Annotated in this window: 16 protein-coding genes and 1 pseudogene; 9 read left to right on the forward strand and 8 right to left on the reverse strand. The window is 69.6% G+C overall.

Annotation, left to right across the window (positions count from 1 at the left end):
- Positions 1-373: 373 nt before the first annotated feature.
- Positions 374-1,972, reverse strand: a pseudogene (locus ABZT04_RS24570) (streptophobe family protein); the annotation flags it as partial.
- A 238-nt stretch (positions 1,973-2,210) separates the two neighbouring features.
- Here ABZT04_RS24570 and ABZT04_RS24575 point away from each other — a divergent pair.
- Positions 2,211-4,736: an FHA domain-containing protein gene (locus ABZT04_RS24575; RefSeq protein ID WP_356059117.1), complete on the forward strand. Its 2,526-nt coding sequence runs from the start codon at positions 2,211-2,213 to the stop codon at positions 4,734-4,736.
- A 90-nt stretch (positions 4,737-4,826) separates the two neighbouring features.
- Here the strand turns inward: ABZT04_RS24575 and ABZT04_RS24580 are convergent, their stop codons facing one another.
- The 3 genes from ABZT04_RS24580 to ABZT04_RS24590 form a co-directional block, all read right to left on the reverse strand.
- Complete coding sequence (locus ABZT04_RS24580; protein WP_356059118.1) at positions 4,827-5,600, reverse strand: transglycosylase SLT domain-containing protein; 774 nt, start codon at positions 5,598-5,600, stop codon at positions 4,827-4,829.
- 298 nt (positions 5,601-5,898) lie between these two features.
- Positions 5,899-7,017 (reverse strand): S-adenosylmethionine:tRNA ribosyltransferase-isomerase, encoded by a 1,119-nt coding sequence (locus tag ABZT04_RS24585; RefSeq protein WP_356059119.1) that lies wholly within the window; start codon positions 7,015-7,017, stop codon positions 5,899-5,901.
- Positions 7,014-7,709: an SDR family NAD(P)-dependent oxidoreductase gene (locus ABZT04_RS24590; protein ID WP_356059120.1), complete on the reverse strand. Its 696-nt coding sequence runs from the start codon at positions 7,707-7,709 to the stop codon at positions 7,014-7,016. The genes ABZT04_RS24585 and ABZT04_RS24590 overlap by 4 nt, the downstream gene beginning before the upstream one ends.
- 187 nt (positions 7,710-7,896) lie before the next feature.
- Here ABZT04_RS24590 and ABZT04_RS24595 point away from each other — a divergent pair, with 187 nt between their 5' ends.
- The 4 genes from ABZT04_RS24595 to ABZT04_RS24610 all read left to right on the forward strand — a co-directional run bounded on the left by ABZT04_RS24595 (position 7,897) and on the right by ABZT04_RS24610 (position 10,515).
- Entirely contained in the window at positions 7,897-9,042 is a 1,146-nt protein-coding gene (locus ABZT04_RS24595) for a GAF domain-containing sensor histidine kinase (RefSeq protein WP_356059121.1), read from the forward strand.
- Positions 9,035-9,676, forward strand: coding sequence for a response regulator transcription factor (locus ABZT04_RS24600; protein ID WP_033286423.1), 642 nt, complete (start codon positions 9,035-9,037; stop codon positions 9,674-9,676). The genes ABZT04_RS24595 and ABZT04_RS24600 overlap by 8 nt, the downstream gene beginning before the upstream one ends.
- Positions 9,677-9,831: 155 nt before the next feature.
- Complete coding sequence (locus tag ABZT04_RS24605; RefSeq protein WP_356059122.1) at positions 9,832-10,071, forward strand: chaplin; 240 nt, start codon at positions 9,832-9,834, stop codon at positions 10,069-10,071.
- A gap of 204 nt (positions 10,072-10,275) precedes the next feature.
- Positions 10,276-10,515, forward strand: a complete 240-nt coding sequence (locus ABZT04_RS24610) for a chaplin (RefSeq protein WP_356059123.1) — start codon at positions 10,276-10,278, stop codon at positions 10,513-10,515.
- 95 nt (positions 10,516-10,610) lie between these two features.
- Here ABZT04_RS24610 and ABZT04_RS24615 read toward each other — a convergent pair whose 3' ends face one another.
- Positions 10,611-11,399 (reverse strand): hypothetical protein, encoded by a 789-nt coding sequence (locus ABZT04_RS24615; protein ID WP_356059124.1) that lies wholly within the window; start codon positions 11,397-11,399, stop codon positions 10,611-10,613.
- A gap of 132 nt (positions 11,400-11,531) precedes the next feature.
- Between ABZT04_RS24615 and ABZT04_RS24620 the strand changes: the two genes are divergently transcribed.
- From ABZT04_RS24620 to ABZT04_RS24630, 3 genes are all read left to right on the forward strand, one after another.
- Positions 11,532-12,323: an ABC transporter ATP-binding protein gene (locus ABZT04_RS24620; RefSeq protein ID WP_356059125.1), complete on the forward strand. Its 792-nt coding sequence runs from the start codon at positions 11,532-11,534 to the stop codon at positions 12,321-12,323.
- A gap of 80 nt (positions 12,324-12,403) precedes the next feature.
- A complete protein-coding gene (locus ABZT04_RS24625; protein ID WP_356059126.1) occupies positions 12,404-12,838 on the forward strand; it encodes an NfeD family protein in 435 nt (144 codons plus the stop codon).
- A 130-nt stretch (positions 12,839-12,968) separates the two neighbouring features.
- Entirely contained in the window at positions 12,969-13,928 is a 960-nt protein-coding gene (locus ABZT04_RS24630; protein ID WP_356059127.1) for an SPFH domain-containing protein, read from the forward strand.
- Positions 13,929-13,997: 69 nt separating this feature from the next.
- Here ABZT04_RS24630 and ABZT04_RS24635 read toward each other — a convergent pair whose 3' ends face one another.
- The 3 genes from ABZT04_RS24635 to ABZT04_RS24645 all read right to left on the reverse strand — a co-directional run bounded on the left by ABZT04_RS24635 (position 13,998) and on the right by ABZT04_RS24645 (position 16,012).
- Positions 13,998-14,504, reverse strand: a complete 507-nt coding sequence (locus tag ABZT04_RS24635) for an HNH endonuclease (RefSeq protein ID WP_355922452.1) — start codon at positions 14,502-14,504, stop codon at positions 13,998-14,000.
- Positions 14,505-14,649: 145 nt separating this feature from the next.
- A complete protein-coding gene (locus ABZT04_RS24640) occupies positions 14,650-15,189 on the reverse strand; it encodes a YbhB/YbcL family Raf kinase inhibitor-like protein (RefSeq protein ID WP_356059128.1) in 540 nt (179 codons plus the stop codon).
- A gap of 40 nt (positions 15,190-15,229) precedes the next feature.
- Positions 15,230-16,012, reverse strand: coding sequence for a sporulation protein (locus tag ABZT04_RS24645; protein ID WP_356059129.1), 783 nt, complete (start codon positions 16,010-16,012; stop codon positions 15,230-15,232).
- Positions 16,013-16,149: 137 nt separating this feature from the next.
- Between ABZT04_RS24645 and ABZT04_RS24650 the strand changes: the two genes are divergently transcribed.
- Complete coding sequence (locus tag ABZT04_RS24650; protein ID WP_356059130.1) at positions 16,150-16,791, forward strand: DNA-3-methyladenine glycosylase; 642 nt, start codon at positions 16,150-16,152, stop codon at positions 16,789-16,791.
- The last annotated feature ends 354 nt before the right edge of the window (positions 16,792-17,145 follow it).

A 17,145-nucleotide genomic window follows, 5' to 3' on the forward strand; every position in this document is an offset into this window, starting at 1 on the left:
GCGGCCGCGAGCCTCCGGGATACGGCGGCCCCGCCGGACCGCGGCCGGGCTGCCGTACGTCTTCCGGTGGTTGGGTCGCACCGAGACCCGGTGTGCCTTCGGCGGCCGGCCGGCCTCCTCCGCGTGGTGCCCGCGGAGCTGGTGGCAACGCGCCTTCCTGGGGCGAGCCCGAATCCGCCGGAACGGCCCGGGGCGGCTGCGCATCTCCGGGATACGGCGGCCCCGCCGCGCCAGGTGCCGCCCCGGAGCCGGAGGCAGGCCGCCCCCCTCGCGCCCCCGGCGACCATGCCCCCTCCCGAGCCGACCCCCCGTCCGGTGGCCACCCTTGCCCACGGGACCGAGCCCCGCCTCCCGGCCCACCACCCTCCGCCCCGCTGTCCTCCGGTCGCCGTAGTTCCTCGGGCAGTTGGAGATAGGGATTAGTAGCCGGGTTCGGCGCACGGTACGGCGTGCTCGGTACGTAGGGCCCCGAGTGCCCCGCGCTCCCCGCAGGTTGTGCGTGTTCGGGGTCGTGTCCGGGTGCCCAGGCATCCGGGACAGGCCCCCTCCCCGGAGCCCCCGCCCCCACGTCCCCCAGTGCCAGCCGCGCCGCACGCCTGCCCGCTGCCCCTGTCGTGTACGCGAGCAGTCCGCCGAAGCCCCCCGCGCCCGCGCCCCACACCGCGCCGAGCAGCAGCGCCATGCCCAGATGGCCGTGCAGATCGATTCCGGCGCCGAACGCGTCGAAGCCCAGTACCGACAGTGAGGCGTCCACCGACACATCCGTCAGCCAGGCCAGCAGCGGCAGTGTCAGCGCGGTCACCGCGCCCAGGCGCAGAGCGCACCGCCCGGCGAAGCCGAGAGCCCCCGGACTCGCCGACGGCACAGGCGTCCGCGCTGCCGTCAACACCCCCGCCAGCAGCATCATCAGTGCCGCTGCGACCGCCAACAGCCATACCCGGCTGTCCAGTTCGGCCAGTCGGCCGAGGGTCACCGGCTCGTTGGTCTTCGCGCTCAGGAGTTGGTCCAGGGGGTGGGGGAGGAGCTTCGCGAGTTCGCCGGTCGCCTTGCCGTCCCAGGGGACGAAGAGGCCGAGCGGGATGCCGAGCCAGACCCCGTTGGGCGCGCCCAACAGGGCGGCGCCCGCGATCCGTTTGGGGTGGTCGTCGCCGATCGCCGCGTACGCCGCCGCCGCGAGCCCCGCCGCCACCGCGACCAGCCCCACCGCGACCAGCGCGGACGCGGCCGGTCGTACGACACGGTGGACGGGATCCCAACCGGGTGGGAGGGGCGTACGGCGGGAGGCCAGCAGGGCGATGAGGAGGATGCCCGCCGACCAGGCCAGGCCGCCCAGCAGGGTCGGCGCCGTGTCGACGGTGAAGCCGACGGCAGCCTTCGCCTTGACGAGGTCGCCGATCTTGTCCGGCAGCAGCCCGCCGATGTCCCCGATGTCACCGAGACCGGGGATGTTCACCCCACCGCCGTCACCACCGCCGCCCGTCAGTTTGTCGAGGCCCAGTTTGCTGCCGTCGATGGTGATGACGTCGTGCCCCGCCCAGGCCAGTCCCCCGAGCATCGCTACGAAGAGCACGATCACCGACCCCGCGCGCGCGAGGAGTTCGGCCGGTGCGATCACAACTCCGGCCGCCCGAAAGGACCGTAGGAAGAAATACGACAGCAGGAGCGCTCCCACCAGACTCACGCCCAACGGCGTGATCGTGACCGCCGTGGTCGCCTGCGCGCCGGTCAGGCCGAACGCGGAGACATCGCCCGTCGGGGTGACCGAACCACCCGCGCCGAGGGCCACCACCGCCGCGGTCATCGGGCCGAGCGAGCCCGTCGCGTCGGCGCCCAGCAGGTGCAGGCCGAGCGCGGCCGTGCCCGCCATCCCTATCAACGCCCAGCTCACCGCCGCGATCGCGGAGAGCAGGACGTCACCCCAGGGCACCCTCGTGTCGTAGCTCGCCGTCCTGACACTCGTCGCTGAGTTCATGGCAGACCCCCCGATCCGCGGCGCGGAGCGGACACCACGTGTCCCCCTCGCGTGGATTACCACTCTCCGGGTCGGTTTCAACCCCGTCAACGGAACCGGCGAACGCGTACCGACGTGGTCTCCACAAGGCCCGACTTTCGGTCAGGGGGTGCAGCCTGAAATAGTTCCCGACGATGTTCGACATCCCTAGACTCCCTGTGATGGGGGTAACTCGGGGGACTACTCAGTGGGGCATGGAGTGCCGGAACTCGTACTGGAATTGAATGGACGGACCTGGACGCTCGACGCGTCCAGGCCCTACACCCTCGGACGTGATCCGCAGGGGGATGTCGTGGTCGACGACGCCAGGGTCTCCTGGCGGCACGCCACGATCAGTTGGAGCGGCCGGAGTTGGGTCATCGACGACCACGGCAGCACCAACGGCACGTTCGTGCAGGGCCGGCGCATCCACCAGATGGAGATCGGCCCCGGCTCGTCCGTGCATCTGGGCAACGCGACCGACGGCCCGCAACTGAGCCTGTCCGGCGCCGCGGCGGCCGTGGCCGCTCCGCAGGCCCAGCCGCAGCAACAGCCGTACGCCGCGCAGGGCGCGGCCCCCGGCTGGGCACAGCAGGCACCGGCCCAGCAGGCACCACCGCAGCAGACGCCGGAGCAGCAGCGCTACCAGCCGCCGCCGCCCGCTTCGCAGATTCCGCCGCAGCAGGGACCCGGCGCCGGCGCGGGGGCGCCGCCGGTCTACGGCGACCGCAGCCCGACCACGTTCCACCAGTTCTCGATCGGCCGCATCATGCGTATCGGCCGTGCGCTGGAGAACGAGTTGGTGGTCTCCGACCTCCAAGTGTCGCGCCACCACGCCGAGTTCCACGCGACGCCCGACGGCCGCTTCGAGATCCGTGACCTCGGCTCGCACAACGGCACGTACGTCAACGGCCAGCCGATCGCCAAGGGCGGCTCGGCGCTGCTCGGCCCGAACGACATCGTCGGCGTCGGCCACTCCACGTTCCGACTGGTCGGCGACCGGCTCGAAGAGTTCGTCGACACCGGTGAAGTCTCCTTCTCCGCCCGGCACTTGACGGTGACGGTCGACGGCGGCAAGCAGATCCTCAAGGACGTCTCCTTCGGCGTACCGGAGAAGTCGCTGATCGCGGTCATCGGCCCGTCAGGTTCCGGCAAGTCGACCCTGCTCAAGGCGCTCACCGGCTACCGGCCCGCCAACCAGGGCGACGTCCTCTACGACAACCGCAACCTCTACAAGCAGTTCGCCGAGCTGCGGCAGCGCATCGGTCTGGTCCCGCAGGACGACATCCTGCACAAGGAGCTGACCGTCAAGAAGGCCCTCAAGTACGCGGCCAAGCTGCGCTTCCCCGCCGACACCACCGGCGCCGAGCGCGAGGCCCGCATCGACGAGGTGCTGCGCGAGCTGAAGCTCGACATCCACAAAGAGAAGAAGATCACCTCGCTCTCCGGCGGCCAGCGCAAGCGCGTCTCGGTGGCCCTGGAACTCCTCACCAAGCCTTCGCTGATCTTCCTGGACGAGCCCACCTCGGGCCTCGACCCGGGCATGGACCGCGATGTCATGCAACTGCTGCGCGGCCTCGCAGACGACGGCCGCACCGTCCTCGTCGTCACCCACTCCGTGGCCGAACTGGCGATCTGCGACAAGCTGTTGGTGATGGCCCCCGGCGGCTCCGTCGCCTACTTCGGCCCGCCGGAGGAGGCACTGAACTTCTTCGGCTACGACACCTGGGCCGACGTCTTCTCCGCCTTCGAGAACTACCGCGACTACGACTGGGCGGGCCGCTGGAAGGGCTCGCAGCACTACCAGATGTACGCCGCCGACATCGACGCGATCGCTCCGCAGTCCGTACAGATGCCGCCGATGCAGGCGATGAAGCCGCCGAAGCCGCAGGGCTGGATGTCGCAGTTCGTCACGCTGGTGCGCCGCTATGTCGCGGTGATCGCCTCCGACAAGGGCTTCCTGGCCCTGATGGTGATCCTGCCGGGCGTCCTGGGCGCGGTGAGCCTGCTCATCGACTCGGGCAACAGCCTGCTGCCCAACCCGCCCAGCCCGAAGACCGGGAACATCATCCCGAACGGCACGGCCACCACGGTCCTGCTGATCCTGGCGGTCGGCGCCTGCTTCGCCGGCGCGGCCAACTCCGTCCGCGAGCTGATCAAGGAACGGGTCATCTACGAACGGGAACGCGCAACGGGCCTGTCCCGTTCCGCGTACCTGATGTCCAAGGTGTTCGTGCTCGGCGTGATCACCGCGCTGCAGGGCCTGATGGTCGGTGTCATCGGCTTCTCCAGCCGGGAGATCCCGGAGCAGGGCCTGGTCCTGGGCAGCCAGACCATGTTCGAGCTCTGCATCCCGATCATGGGCCTCGGCTTCACCGCGATGATGTTCGGCCTGATCATCTCGTCGCTGGTGAAGACGGCCGAGAAGACCATGCCGCTGCTGGTGATGTTCGCGATCATCCAGGTCGTCTTCACCGGCTGCCTGTTCACGTTGAACGGCGCGATCGGCGTCAACCAGTTCTCGTACCTGATGCCGTCGCGCTGGGCGGTCGGCGCCGCGGGCGCCACGCTGGACTTCAACAAGATCAGCCCGCCCAAGCCGGGCGACAGCGCCGACCCGCTGTGGGAGCACACCGTCGGCGCCTGGGGCATGGACATGGCAGCCCTGATCGTCCTCGGCGTGGTCTGCGGCTTCTTCGTGGCGCGCTTCCTGCGCCGGCACGAGCCCGAGGTCATGCGCAAGTGACCGTTCGCGTACGACGCCGAAGGGCGGCGCCCCTGGTGGGGGTGCCGCCCTTCGGCGTCGATACCGAGACCCAGAGGTCCGCCGGAGGCCTCAGTACGCGCTGTTGACGTTGTCGATCGAGCCGTACCGGTCGGCCGCGTAGTTGGCGGCGGCGGTGATGTTGGCGACCGGGTCGTAGATGTTCGTCGAGGTACCGGAGACGTGGTACGCGTTGAACGTCGGCTGGATGACCTGGAGCAGACCGATCGACGGGGTGCCGTTGACCGCGTTGACGTCCCAGCCGTTGACGGCGCTCGGGTTGCCCGAGGACTCCCGCATGATGTTCTTGTACAGGCCGTTGTACGAACCCGGGATGCCCTTCTGCTTCATGATCGCGAGGGCGTGGTTGATCCAGCCGTTGAGGTTGTTGGCGTAGGTCGTCGCGGCGACGGGCTGGAGCTTGACGCGCTGGGCGGCGCGGCTCGCGGCCTTCTTGGCCTTGGCCTTGCGCGCGGCCTCCGCCTTCTTCTTGGCGGCGGCCGCGGCGGCGGCCTTCTTCTTCGCGGCGGCGTCCGCCTTGGCCTTGGCAGCAGCCTTCGCGGCCTTCGCCTTTGCGTCGGCCTTCGCCTGGATCGCCTCGGCCTTCACGCTGGCGCCGGCGAGCTGGTCGGTGACGCTGGCCTTGACGTCCTTGATGGGCTCCGAGCTGTACGCCACGTGGGCCGAGGACGCGGCGTCGTTCGTGGTCGTCCCCGCGTCGCCGGGCACCGCCGAGAAGGCGAGGGCGGCGGCGCCGAGCGTGGCGACACCGGCGAGCGCGATCTTGTGCTGCTTCGTCAGCCTGGTCAGGCGACCGTGGCCAGGATTCTGGGTGTTCTTGGGCATGGCGGATGGACCTCTTCGAATCGCGGGGAGGTCGCTCACCGTCCGGCGGGGACGCGGGTGCTTCCGGCACAAACGCCGCGGACGGAATCCGCGGCGCTGAGCGACGGATGCAATTCTTAGCGGCCGCAAAAACCTGTGGCAAAGGTGTGACGTACGATCCCGGGTAGTGGAGCAGGGAAGGGCAAAACGGGACAGACAGGACTGTCTGTCCCGCTCAAGCGGGTCGGCTTTAGTTCCTATGTCCCTTAGTACGTGATCTGGGCCCTATGTGCGGGCTCACATCGTCCCCACACCATCCTCACGGGCAGTTGCTGGAGCAACGCACTGTGTGAGGGTCCTCTTTCGTGAGGATGAGGTGCACGTCGCCGAACTCGTGCCACAGGTAGCGCCCGCGCAGCGCCTCCTCGTAGCCACGGTCCACGGCGGCCCGCCCGGCGACCGCCTCCAGCATCAGCAGATGCGAGGCCTCCGGCTCGTGCAGCCCCGTCAGCAGCCCGTCCACCACCCGCACCCCCCGCTCCGGGGTGACGACGAGATCCGTCCACCCCGCACGCGCGCGTACGACCCCGCTGTCCCCGGCGGCCGACTCCACGGCCCGCACCGCGGTGGTCCCGACCGCGAGCACCCGACCGTCCCCGGCCCGGGCGGCATTGATCAACCGGGCCGACGCCTCGGGCACCGCGAACCGCTCCGGATACGGCGGCTCGTGCGCCTCGGCGGACGCCACCCCGGTGTGCAGGGTGATCGGCGCGAACTGCACCCCCCGACTCACCAGCTCCGCCACCATCCGCGCGGTGAAGGGCCGAGCGGCACTGGGCATCTCCGCACTGCCGGCCCCGTCCCCGGACGGCAACGAGAACACGGTCTGATAGACGGCCAACGGCTGGTCCCGCTCCGTATAGGCGTAGCGAATGGGGCGGCCGTACTCCCGCAGCATCCCCTGGACGTCCGCCGCCGCCCGCGCCCACCACAACCGCTCGCCCCGCGCGCTCAACGGCTCTTCCAGGGCCAGCCGCACACCCCCGGGCAGCCGCACCTCCGTCCCGGCCGGGCCGCCCGCACGCGCGCGTGTGGTGCCCTTCCCGTCCGGTTCGCGCAGCTCCACCGCCCACCGCCCGTCATCGCCCCGCGTGGAGAAATGCACCACCACGCGGGCGTGCCCGATCCGTCCGTCGACCGCCGCGGCCAGGGTCGGAGACGTGTTCACGATCAGCAGATCCCCGGCCCGCAGCAGCGACGGCAGCTCCGCGAACCTGTGATGGGCCACCTCGGTGCCCCGGGACACGAGCAGTCGTACGGCGTCCCGGTCCAGCCCGGGCCCGCGCTGTTCGACCGGCACGCGCGCGGACAGTTCCTCCGGAACCTTCCCCCCTTCTCGACTGCGCTCGAACGGGGGGACCCCCATGGCCACCGTCATCGCTCCTCCAGCAGGGCCGGTGCTCCATAGCGACCGCTCGCCGGACGCTCGTCCAGCAGCCGGAGGAAGGCCGGTACCACCGAGGTCGGCGCGGGCCGGGGATCGTCGTCGTCCGGTACGGCGGCCGCGTACAGGTCCGTGCCCATGTCCCCGGGGTCGACCGCCCACACCCGCAGCCCCGGCTCCTCCGCGGCGAGCACGGCCGCGAGCTGGTCGAGGGCCGCCTTGGACGCCCCGTACCCGCCCCACGTCTCGTACGCCTCGGCCGCCGCGTCCGAGCTGACCGCGATCACCGAGCCCACCCGCGACGCCCGCAGCAGCGGGAGGGCTTCCTGGACCAGCCCGAGCGCCGCCACCACGTTCACCTCCAGCGCCCGGCGCAGCCCGTCCAGGGGCAGCTCCGCAAGGCGTACGAGCGGCTCGGCGCCCAGCGCGCTCGCGTTGCTCACCACCAGGTCGACGCCGCCCAGCTTGCCCGCCGCGGCCACCAGCTCGGCCCGGTGCACCGCGTCCGTGACATCCCCGGGGACGGCCTCCACGCGCGTGCCGTACGCGGAGACGGCTCTGGCCGCCTCTCCGAGCACCCCCTCGGACCTGGCGTCGAGCACCAGGTCCCAGCCCCGCGCCGCGAGCGCCTCGGCGAGCGCCCGCCCCAGCCCCTTCGACGCCCCGGTGATGATCGCTACCGACATGACACCCGTCCCCTCGTCCACCACACCTCCATCGGCGCGGTGCACCCACCGTAGGAACGGGACCGCCGGTACCGCGTCGGACGCGGGGCGCACTCCACCGGGGCCCTTCGCCCTAGGTCCACCGGACCAGACGACGGCCGTCACCGGCCCGATCCGCGCTGTCACACCCCGCCGGTACCGTGAGGACATGAGCCAAGGTCCACGGTCCGGCCTCGCGGCGGTGAGTTCCGCGCTGCTGGCCATGAGCAGGCACCTGGAGGTGCGCGACGTCCTCAAGACGATCGTCGCCTCGGCCCGCGAGCTGCTCGACGCGCAGTACGCCGCCCTCGGTGTCCCCGACGACCACGGCGGCTTCGCCCAGTTCGTGGTCGACGGCGTCAGCGACGCCCAGTGGAAGGCCATCGGCCCGCTCCCGCGCCAGCACGGCATCCTCGCCGCGATGCTGCACGAGGCGAAGGCCGAGCGACTCGCCGACGTGCGCAAGGACCCGCGATTCGAGGGCTGGCCCTCGGCCCACCCCGAGATGTCCGACTTCCTCGGCCTGCCCATCCGCGACGACGACGAGGTCATCGGCGCACTCTTCCTCGCCAACAAGAACTGCCCCAAAACGGACGGCGGTTGCGGCTTCACCGAGGAGGACGAGGAGCTGCTCTCGATCCTCGCCCAGCACGCCGCCATCGCCCTCACCAACGCCCGCCTCTACGAGCGCAGCCGCGAGCTGACCATCGCCGAGGAGCGCTCCCGGCTCGCCCACGAACTGCACGACGCGGTCGCCCAGAAACTCTTCTCGCTCCGCCTCACCGCACAGGCCGCCGCCACCCTCGTGGACCGCGACCCCTCCCGCGCCAAGGGCGAACTCCAGCAGGTGGCCGCGCTCGCCGCCGAGGCCGCCGACGAACTGCGAGCCGCAGTCGTCGAGTTGCGCCCCGCCGCCCTCGACGAGGACGGCCTGAGCGCCACCCTGCGCACCCAGATCCAGGTCCTCGACCGCGCCCACACCGCACGCGTGACCTTCACCGGACGCGGCTTCCGCGCCCTGCCCGCCGCCCAGGAGGAGGCCATGCTGCGCGTCGCCCAGGAGGCCCTGCACAACGCGCTGCGGCACTCCGGCGCGGACCATGTCGCCGTGACCCTGGAGCGAAGCGGCTGCGGCGCGGTCCTGCGGATCACCGACGACGGCAGCGGCTTCGAACCCCAGTCGATCCGCCGCGCGGGACGCCACCTCGGCCTGGTCTCCATGCGGGACCGGACCAGCGGCGTCGGCGGCACGCTGACCGTCGAATCGGCGCCCGGAAAGGGCACCACGATCGAGATGGAGGTCCCCGGTGGCTGACGCAATCAAGGTGCTGATCGTCGACGACCACCAGGTCGTCCGCCGGGGCCTGCGCACCTTCCTGGAGGTGCAGGACGACATCGAGGTCGTCGGCGAGGCGGCCGACGGCGCCGAAGGAGTCGCACGCACCGAGGAGTTGAAGCCCGACGTCGTCCTCATGGACGTCAAGATGCCGGGCATGGACGGCATCGAGGCGCTGCGCCGACTCCGTGAACTCGACCACCCCGCGCGCGTGCTGATCGTCACCAGCTTCACCGAACAGCGCACGGTGATCCCGGCCCTGCGCGCGGGCGCCGCCGGTTACGTCTACAAGGACGTGGACCCGGACGCCCTGGCCGGCGCCATCCGATCCGTCCACGCCGGCCACATCCTGCTCCAACCCGAGGTCGCGGGCGTCCTGTTGTCCCAGGAGGAGTCCAACTCGGGGCAGGGGAGAGGCGGTTCGCTCACGGAGCGGGAGCGCGAGGTGCTCGGCCTGATCGCGGACGGCCGCTCCAACCGCGAGATAGCCCGCGCCCTGGTGCTGTCCGAGAAGACCGTGAAGACCCACGTCTCCAACATCCTCATGAAGCTGGACCTGGCGGACCGCACCCAGGCCGCCCTCTTCGCCGTACGCCACGGTCTGACGAGGTGAGAGGGGGCGCGGCGGCAACCCGGAGCGTCCCGTTCCGGGCTGAGATTCATACCGTCGTGGGAATGTCCCCCGAATGGCGCATCCTTCGTGGATCTCCGCCGTTCTCCAGTGCGTGCCGCGGCGCCTGTCGCGGTGATCGCTAGGAGGGCTCAGAAGTGAAGAACCTGAAGAAGGCAGCGGCCGTGACGATGGTGGCCGGCGGGCTGGTCGCCGCCGGTGCCGGGCTGGCCTCCGCCGACGGTCTGGCGAACGGCCAGGCCGTCGGTTCGCCCGGCGTCGGCTCGGGCAACGTCGTCCAGGTCCCGGTGCACGTCCCGGTGAACGCGGTGGGCAACAGCGTGAACGTCATCGGCGTCCTGAACCCCGCCTTCGGCAACCTGGGCGTCAACGGCTGACGCACGTCGCTCCGCGACAGTGACCTCCGGCCTCCCGGGCGCTCCCGGGAGGCCGGTCTGTTCGTCACCTCGTCGGTTTGTCCCGCCAATGATCCGAACGGGCAGTCAAACGCGCATTCCCGTGCCGTTCCCGACGCCTGCCGCGTTGATCAGCGCACGACCCGCGGCCGGGTCGGTCACGCAATCGCAGGAGGAATGCTTCTCATGAACATCGCCAAGAAGGCCGCCGTGGCCCTGACCGTCGCCGGTATCGCCGCTGGCGCCTCCGCCGGTGCCGCTGTCGCCGACGCGGATGCCGACGGCGCGGCCGTGAAGTCGCCGGGTGTCCTCTCGGGCAACACCGTGCAGGTCCCGGTCCACGTCCCCGTCAACGTCGTCGGAGACAGCATCAACGTCATCGGCCTGCTGAACCCCGCGTTCGGCAACAAGGGCGTCAACGACTGACGCCCACAGCACTGAGCGGGGCCCCACGAGTCAACGACGACTCGTGGGGCCCTTCTTTTACAGACCTGACTCTTCTGACCAGGGCAACGGAACTCTTACCGTGCCCCCTTCTCCCGCTCCTCCACAACGGAGTTGTACGCCGCGACCTGCGCCCGCCGAGCCGTCCGCTCCACCGGCCGCAACGCCCCGGCCCGCACCGCCATCTCGGACGCGCTCACCGCACCCCCGTGCCCGCTCTCGTAGGCCAGGGACACCAACAACCCCACCCGCTGCGCCAGTTCCAGCACCCGCACCGCCCGCGGCGGATACCCCGGCGCCAGCACCTCCCGCCCACGCTCGGCCCGCGCCCGGTACGCGTCGACCGCCGCCTCGGCGACCGGCCCCGAACCGGCGACATCCATCCGCGACAACACCTCCGTCGCATCCCGGAGTGCCTCCGCCAACTCGCGCTCGGCCTCTCCGAGCGAGGGCACATCGGCGGGCGGCGCCTCCCGCACCGGCAGGCAGTGCCACACGACCTCGACATGGACATCACCGGCGGGACCGGCCTCGTACACCTCGGGAACCAGGCCGAGCGCGGCGCCGTAGCAGATCACCGCCTCCTCGGCCTCCAGGGCCCGCGCGTTGAACTCGGGCGGGCCGCTCAGCCCCAGCGGGTGTCCCGAGGTGGGCAGCGCCACCCGCAGTCCGGTGACGCCGAGGGTGCGCAGCCGCCCCAGCGCGAGGGTGAGTCCGACGGGTGCCGACTCGCCCGGCAGCCCTTCCACCCGGTGCACGGCGTCCTCGCCGACGATGGCGAGGACGGCGTCGTCCGGTGAGACAAGTCCGGCCAAGAGGGCATTTCCCCAGGCGGCGAGGCGCCCTGAACGCGGTTCCGAAAGCATGGCCTCCAGCCTAAGGACCGGACCGATGGAATGGACCGCCCGGCCGGTGGCGTAGATTTCTTCGAGGGCTGCGCCTACCGGCGCACGCGACAGCCGAGACAGGCCGACGATGCAATGGGAGACAGCGCGCTCATGAGCGATGTTCTGGAGCTGGAGGACGTAACCGTGGTCCGGGAGGGCCGGGCTCTGGTGGACCAGGTCTCCTGGTCGGTCAAGGAGGGCGAGCGCTGGGTCATCCTCGGCCCGAACGGCGCCGGCAAGACCACGCTCCTGAACGTCGCGTCCAGCTACCTCTTCCCCAGCAGCGGCACCGCCACCATCCTCGGCGAGACCCTCGGCAAGGTCGACGTCTTCGAACTGCGCCCCCGCATCGGCGTGGCCGGCATCGCCATGGCTGAGAAGCTCCCCAAGCGCCAGACCGTCCTGCAGACCGTTCTGACCGCCGCCTACGGCATGACCGCCGGGTGGAACGAGGACTACGAGGACATCGACGAACAGCGTGCCCGCGCCTTCCTCGACCGCCTCGGCATGAGCGACTACCTGGACCGCAGGTTCGGCACCCTCTCCGAGGGCGAGCGCAAGCGCACCCTCATCGCCCGCGCCCTGATGACCGACCCCGAGCTGCTCCTCCTCGACGAGCCCGCCGCCGGTCTCGACCTCGGTGGCCGCGAGGACCTCGTACGCCGCCTCGGCCGCCTCGCCCGCGACCCGATCGCCCCCTCCATGATCATGGTCACGCACCACGTCGAGGAGATCGCCCCCGGCTTCACCCACGTCCTGATGATCCGTCAGGGCAAGGTCCTCGCCGCGGGCCCGCTGGAACTCGAACTCACCGCCCGCAACCTCTCCCTCTGCTTCGGCCTCCCGCTCATCGTCGAGCAGGTCGGCGACCGCTGGACCGCACACGGTCTCCCCATGTCCTGACCGAACTCCCCTGAAAAATACGGGCCGTACGGGCATATGCGCCCTGTCCGCGACCGGACCCGCAGCCCTACCATGACCATGTGAACGACATCGGCGTATGGGTGTGGTGGCTCGTCGGCGCGGCAGCACTCGGGATCCCGCTCGTGGTGACCGCGATGCCGGAGTTCGGCATGCTCGCCGTGGGCGCCGTCGCCGCGTCGGCCACCGCCGGGATCGGCGGGGACCTCGTCGTCCAGGTCCTCGTCTTCCTCGTCGTCTCGGTCGCCCTCATCGGAGTCGTACGGCCCATCGCGGCCCGGCACCGTTCGACACTGCCCCAACTCGCCACCGGAGTGGACGCGTTGAAGGGCAAGCAGGCCGTCGTCCTGGAACGCGTCGACGGCTCCGGCGGTGGCCGGATCAAGCTGGCCGGAGAGATCTGGTCGGCCCGCTCGCTCGACACCGAGCGCGCCTACGAACCGGGCCAGGAGGTGGACGTCGTGGAGATCGAAGGAGCCACCGCGATCGTCATCTGACCTCGCAGGACTCAACTGAACCGAACGGCACACGAGTTGCCCGACGGTCTGTCAGACTCGACCAGCAAGATCTTCAACAACCATAAGATCTTCCGAAAGCGCCGAGGCGGAGAAGGGTACGGGGAGCACGATGGAACCGGTCATCATCGTCTTGATCATCCTGGTGGTGTTGGTCTTCATCGCTTTGATCAAGACGATCCAGGTCATCCCGCAGGCAAGTGCCGCGATCGTGGAGCGATTCGGCCGCTACACACGGACACTCAACGCGGGACTCAACATCGTCGTCCCGTTCATAGACACCATCCGCAACCGCATCGACCTGCGCGAACAGGTCGTACCGTTCCCGCCGCAGCCGGTGATCACCCAGGACAACCTTGTCGTCAACATCGACACGGTCATCTACTACCAGGTCACCGACGCCCGGGCCGCGACCTACGAGGTCGCCAGCTACATCCAGGCGATCGAGCAGCTCACGGTCACCACGCTCCGCAACATCATCGGCGGCATGGACCTGGAGCGGACCCTGACCTCCCGCGAGGAGATCAACGCGGCCCTGCGCGGCGTCCTCGACGAGGCGACGGGCAAGTGGGGCATCCGCGTAAACCGTGTGGAACTCAAGGCAATTGAGCCCCCCACCTCCATCCAGGACTCGATGGAGAAGCAGATGCGCGCCGACCGCGACAAGCGCGCCGCGATCCTCACCGCGGAGGGCACGCGCCAGGCCGCCATCCTCACCGCCGAGGGTGAGAAGCAGTCCCAGATCCTGCGCGCCGAGGGTGAGGCCAAGGCCGCCGCCCTGCGCGCAGAGGGCGAGGCCCAGGCCGTCCGTACGGTCTTCGAGGCCATCCACGCCGGAGACGCCGACCAGAAGCTCCTCAGCTACCAGTACCTCCAGATGCTCCCGAAGATCGCCGAAGGCGACGCCAACAAGCTCTGGATCGTGCCCAGCGAGATCGGCGACGCCCTCAAGGGCCTCTCCGGCGCGATGGGCAACATGGGCCCGTTCGGCGGCGGTTCGGGCGGCGACGGAGGCAACTCGGGGAACTCCGGGGGCAATTCGGAACGCCGAGAGAAGCCGTCCATCGACTGACCAGCCTGTCCTACGACACTGGGGCCCACCTCCCGCAGGAGGTGGGCCCCAGTGTCGTAGGAGAAAGCTTTACGCGGCCGGCTGCACCAGCCACTCCGGCAAGGCGTCGAAGTCCTCGGTCCCCAGCGCCAGCAGCATCGCGTCCGCCGGCGTCGGCTCGAACGGCTGCCGCAGCAGCGGCATCCCCGCCTGCTCCGGAGTCCGAGCCGCCTTGAGGTGGTTGTCCTCCGCGCAGGAGGCCACCGTGTTCAGCCAGGAGTCCTGACCGCCCTGCGCCCTCGGCACCACATGGTCGACCGTCGTCGCCCGCCTGCCGCAGTAAGCGCACCTGTGCCGGTCACGGACCAGCACACCGCGCCTCGACCACGGAGCTTGTCTTCGGAACGGCACCCTGACATACCTGCACAACCGGATCACCCGGGGGGCCGGTATATCAACCTCCGCTCCGCGCATACGCAGTTCGGGGTGGGCCTGCTCGACGACAGCCTTGTCCTGGAGCACCAGAACGACGGCACGATTCAACGTCACCGTCGACAGCGGCTCGAAGCTCGCGTTCAGCACCAGCGTGTCCCGCATCCAGCCCACCTCCCATGTGCAACCGGCCCACCGCGTGGCGGGCTTGGATCAACTCTGGCCGGGCACGCCGAGATGGACAACGCAATAAAAAATGCCCGCCTCTGATCAATTCCAAGACCAGAGGCGGGCAAACGTTCAATGAACGTCAGCCTTCGGCGGGCACTTCGTACTCACCGATCAGTTGGGCACGCGCGAGCGTGTGAAACCGCAGGTTGAAACCGACGACCGCCGGAGAAACATCCGAATCCGGACCGAGCTTCTCCGTGTCCACGGCATACACCGTGAACACATAGCGGTGCGACCCGTCCCCGGGCGGCGGCGCGGCACCGCCGAAGTCCTTCGACCCGTAGTCGTTGCGCACCTGTACGACGCCCTCCGGCAGCCCCTCGAACTTGCCGCTGCCCGCACCCGCAGGCAGCTCGGTCACCGAGACCGGGATGTCGAACACCGTCCAGTGCCAGAACCCGCTCCCCGTAGGGGCGTCCGGGTCGTAGCAGGTCACGGCGAAACTCTTGGTCTCGGACGGGAAGCCCTCCCACCGCAACTGCGGCGAGGTGTTGCCGGCCGCGTAGACCTGAGCGTCCTTGAGCGTCCCCCCGGCCTCGACGTCCTCACTCGTCACCGTGAACGACGGCACGGGCGGATGGAAGTCATGGGGGAGTGGTCGCCGCTTCAGCTCGGTCACCTCGGTACCTCCTGATCGGAATCTTCAGTACGTTCCGAGCCTAGAACCAGTTCCGCTTGCTGCCGACCTCGGACAGCCACTGGTTGAGGTACGCCGCCCAGTCGGTCCCCTGGAAGTCGTGCTGGCCCACCTGGAAGGACCGGAAGGTGTCACTGCCCTCACTGAACAGTCCCGGCTTCTTGTCCATCTCCAGGATGACGTCCATCGCGTTCTCGTCGGCCACGAAGCTCAACTCGACCTGGTTGAGCCCGCGGTACTGCGACGGCGGGTAGAACTCGATCTCCTGGTAGAACGGCAGCTTCTGCCGCGTCCCCCGGATGTGACCGCGCTCCATGTCCGCATTCTTGAAGCGGAAGCCCAGCCGGATGAAGGCGTCCAGAATCGCCTTCTGCGCCGGCAACGGGTGCACGTTGACCGGGTCCAGGTCGCTGGAGTCCACGGCCCGCGCGATCGCCAGCTCGGTGCTCACCCCGATGTGCATCCCGCGCAGCGCCTGCCCGTCGATCATCGTGACCGGCGTCTCCCACGGGATCTCAAGACCGAACGGCACCGCGTGCACCGCACCCGCGCGCAGCTCGAAGGCGTCGCCGAGGCGCACCTTCGTGAACTCGATGTCCTGCTTGTACTCCTGGTCGCCGCTCTCCACCTCGACCTTGGCCTGCAGTCCGACCGAGAGCCCCTGGATCTCCTGGTTCACGGACCCGCCCTGGATCCGCACCTCACCCTGGACGACACCACCAGGAACGACGTTGACCTCGGTCAGCACCGTCTCCACCGAAGCCCCGCCGGCCCCCAGGCTCGCGAGCAGCTTCTTGAACCCCATGACTCTCCCTTTACGTATGGATCCTTGATCCCTACAAACGCGATCCGACCGCGACCGGTTCCGGCCCACACCCTGGCAAGCGCACGGAACCTTGACCACCCGTTGGCACAAGTGGGTCTGGACTACGCTCGGACGCCATGATCGCGCCCACGGACCGTATGCCACTCCCCAGAGAGTTCTTCGACCGCCCTGTTTTGGAGGTCGCCCCCGACCTCCTGGGCCACCTCCTCGTCCGTACGACCCCTGACGGCCCGATCGTCCTGCGCATCACAGAGGTCGAGGCCTACGACGGCGGTAACGACCCCGGCTCCCACGCCTATCGCGGACCGACGGCCCGCAACGGTGTGATGTTCGGTCCGCCCGGGTACGTGTACGTCTACTTCACCTACGGCATGTGGCACTGCATGAACCTGGTGTGCGGTCCCGAGGGCACGGCGAGGGCGGTGCTGCTCCGCGCCGGCGAGATCGTCGAGGGCGCCGAGCTGGCCCGTAAACGTCGACTCTCGGCCCGAAATGACAAAGAACTGGCCAAAGGCCCCGCCCGCCTCGCCACCGCCCTGGACGTCGACCGCTCCCTGGACGGCACGGACGCGTGCACCACGGGCGAGACACCCCTGAGGGTGCTGGCCGGTACATCCGTGCCCTCCCATCAGGTACGCAGCGGCCCCCGTACTGGAGTGTCCGGCGAGGGCGCGGTCCACCCGTGGCGGTTCTGGATCGCCAACGACCCGACGGTGAGCCCTTATCGGGCCCATACGCCGAGGCGTCGCTCAAGTTGACGCGTCTTGGCAGGGTGCGTAAGGTAGCCCGAGCCGCTTGAACCGGGTACGGCAATCGCCAGCAGCCGGAAGCGGCCAACCCACTACCTTCGACTCCCTCTCAGCAGGGGCGCATTCGGCATGCCTGCATGCCTGAATTCGAACCTGCGGAACTCGATTATGAGCTGCCGAGGGAATCGGCTAACGTAGTGAATGTCGAAAGGCCGACAGGCGAAAGCCCAGGGCCTTTGACAATCCCAACCGACAGGGAATCGGGACTGGAAACGGTCTGATAGAGTCGGAAACGCAAGACCGAAGGGAAGCCCGGAGGAAAGCCCGAGAGGGTGAGTACAAAGGAAGCGTCCGTTCCTTGAG

Source organism: Streptomyces sp. NPDC005492 (assembly GCF_040605995.1).
GTDB lineage: Bacteria > Actinomycetota > Actinomycetes > Streptomycetales > Streptomycetaceae > Streptomyces.

Coding starts and splice junctions, on each gene's coding strand:
- ABZT04_RS24590 (WP_356059120.1), bottom strand. CDS start 7,709: ATGTCGGTAGCGATCATCACCGGGGCGTCGAAGGGGCTGGGGCGGGCG.
- ABZT04_RS24620 (WP_356059125.1), top strand. CDS start 11,532: ATGAGCGATGTTCTGGAGCTGGAGGACGTAACCGTGGTCCGGGAGGGC.
- ABZT04_RS24585 (WP_356059119.1), bottom strand. CDS start 7,017: ATGACGGTGGCCATGGGGGTCCCCCCGTTCGAGCGCAGTCGAGAAGGG.
- ABZT04_RS24615 (WP_356059124.1), bottom strand. CDS start 11,399: ATGCTTTCGGAACCGCGTTCAGGGCGCCTCGCCGCCTGGGGAAATGCC.
- ABZT04_RS24650 (WP_356059130.1), top strand. CDS start 16,150: ATGATCGCGCCCACGGACCGTATGCCACTCCCCAGAGAGTTCTTCGAC.
- ABZT04_RS24580 (WP_356059118.1), bottom strand. CDS start 5,600: ATGCCCAAGAACACCCAGAATCCTGGCCACGGTCGCCTGACCAGGCTG.
- ABZT04_RS24610 (WP_356059123.1), top strand. CDS start 10,276: ATGAACATCGCCAAGAAGGCCGCCGTGGCCCTGACCGTCGCCGGTATC.
- ABZT04_RS24645 (WP_356059129.1), bottom strand. CDS start 16,012: ATGGGGTTCAAGAAGCTGCTCGCGAGCCTGGGGGCCGGCGGGGCTTCG.
- ABZT04_RS24630 (WP_356059127.1), top strand. CDS start 12,969: ATGGAACCGGTCATCATCGTCTTGATCATCCTGGTGGTGTTGGTCTTC.
- ABZT04_RS24595 (WP_356059121.1), top strand. CDS start 7,897: ATGAGCCAAGGTCCACGGTCCGGCCTCGCGGCGGTGAGTTCCGCGCTG.
- ABZT04_RS24635 (WP_355922452.1), bottom strand. CDS start 14,504: ATGCGGGACACGCTGGTGCTGAACGCGAGCTTCGAGCCGCTGTCGACG.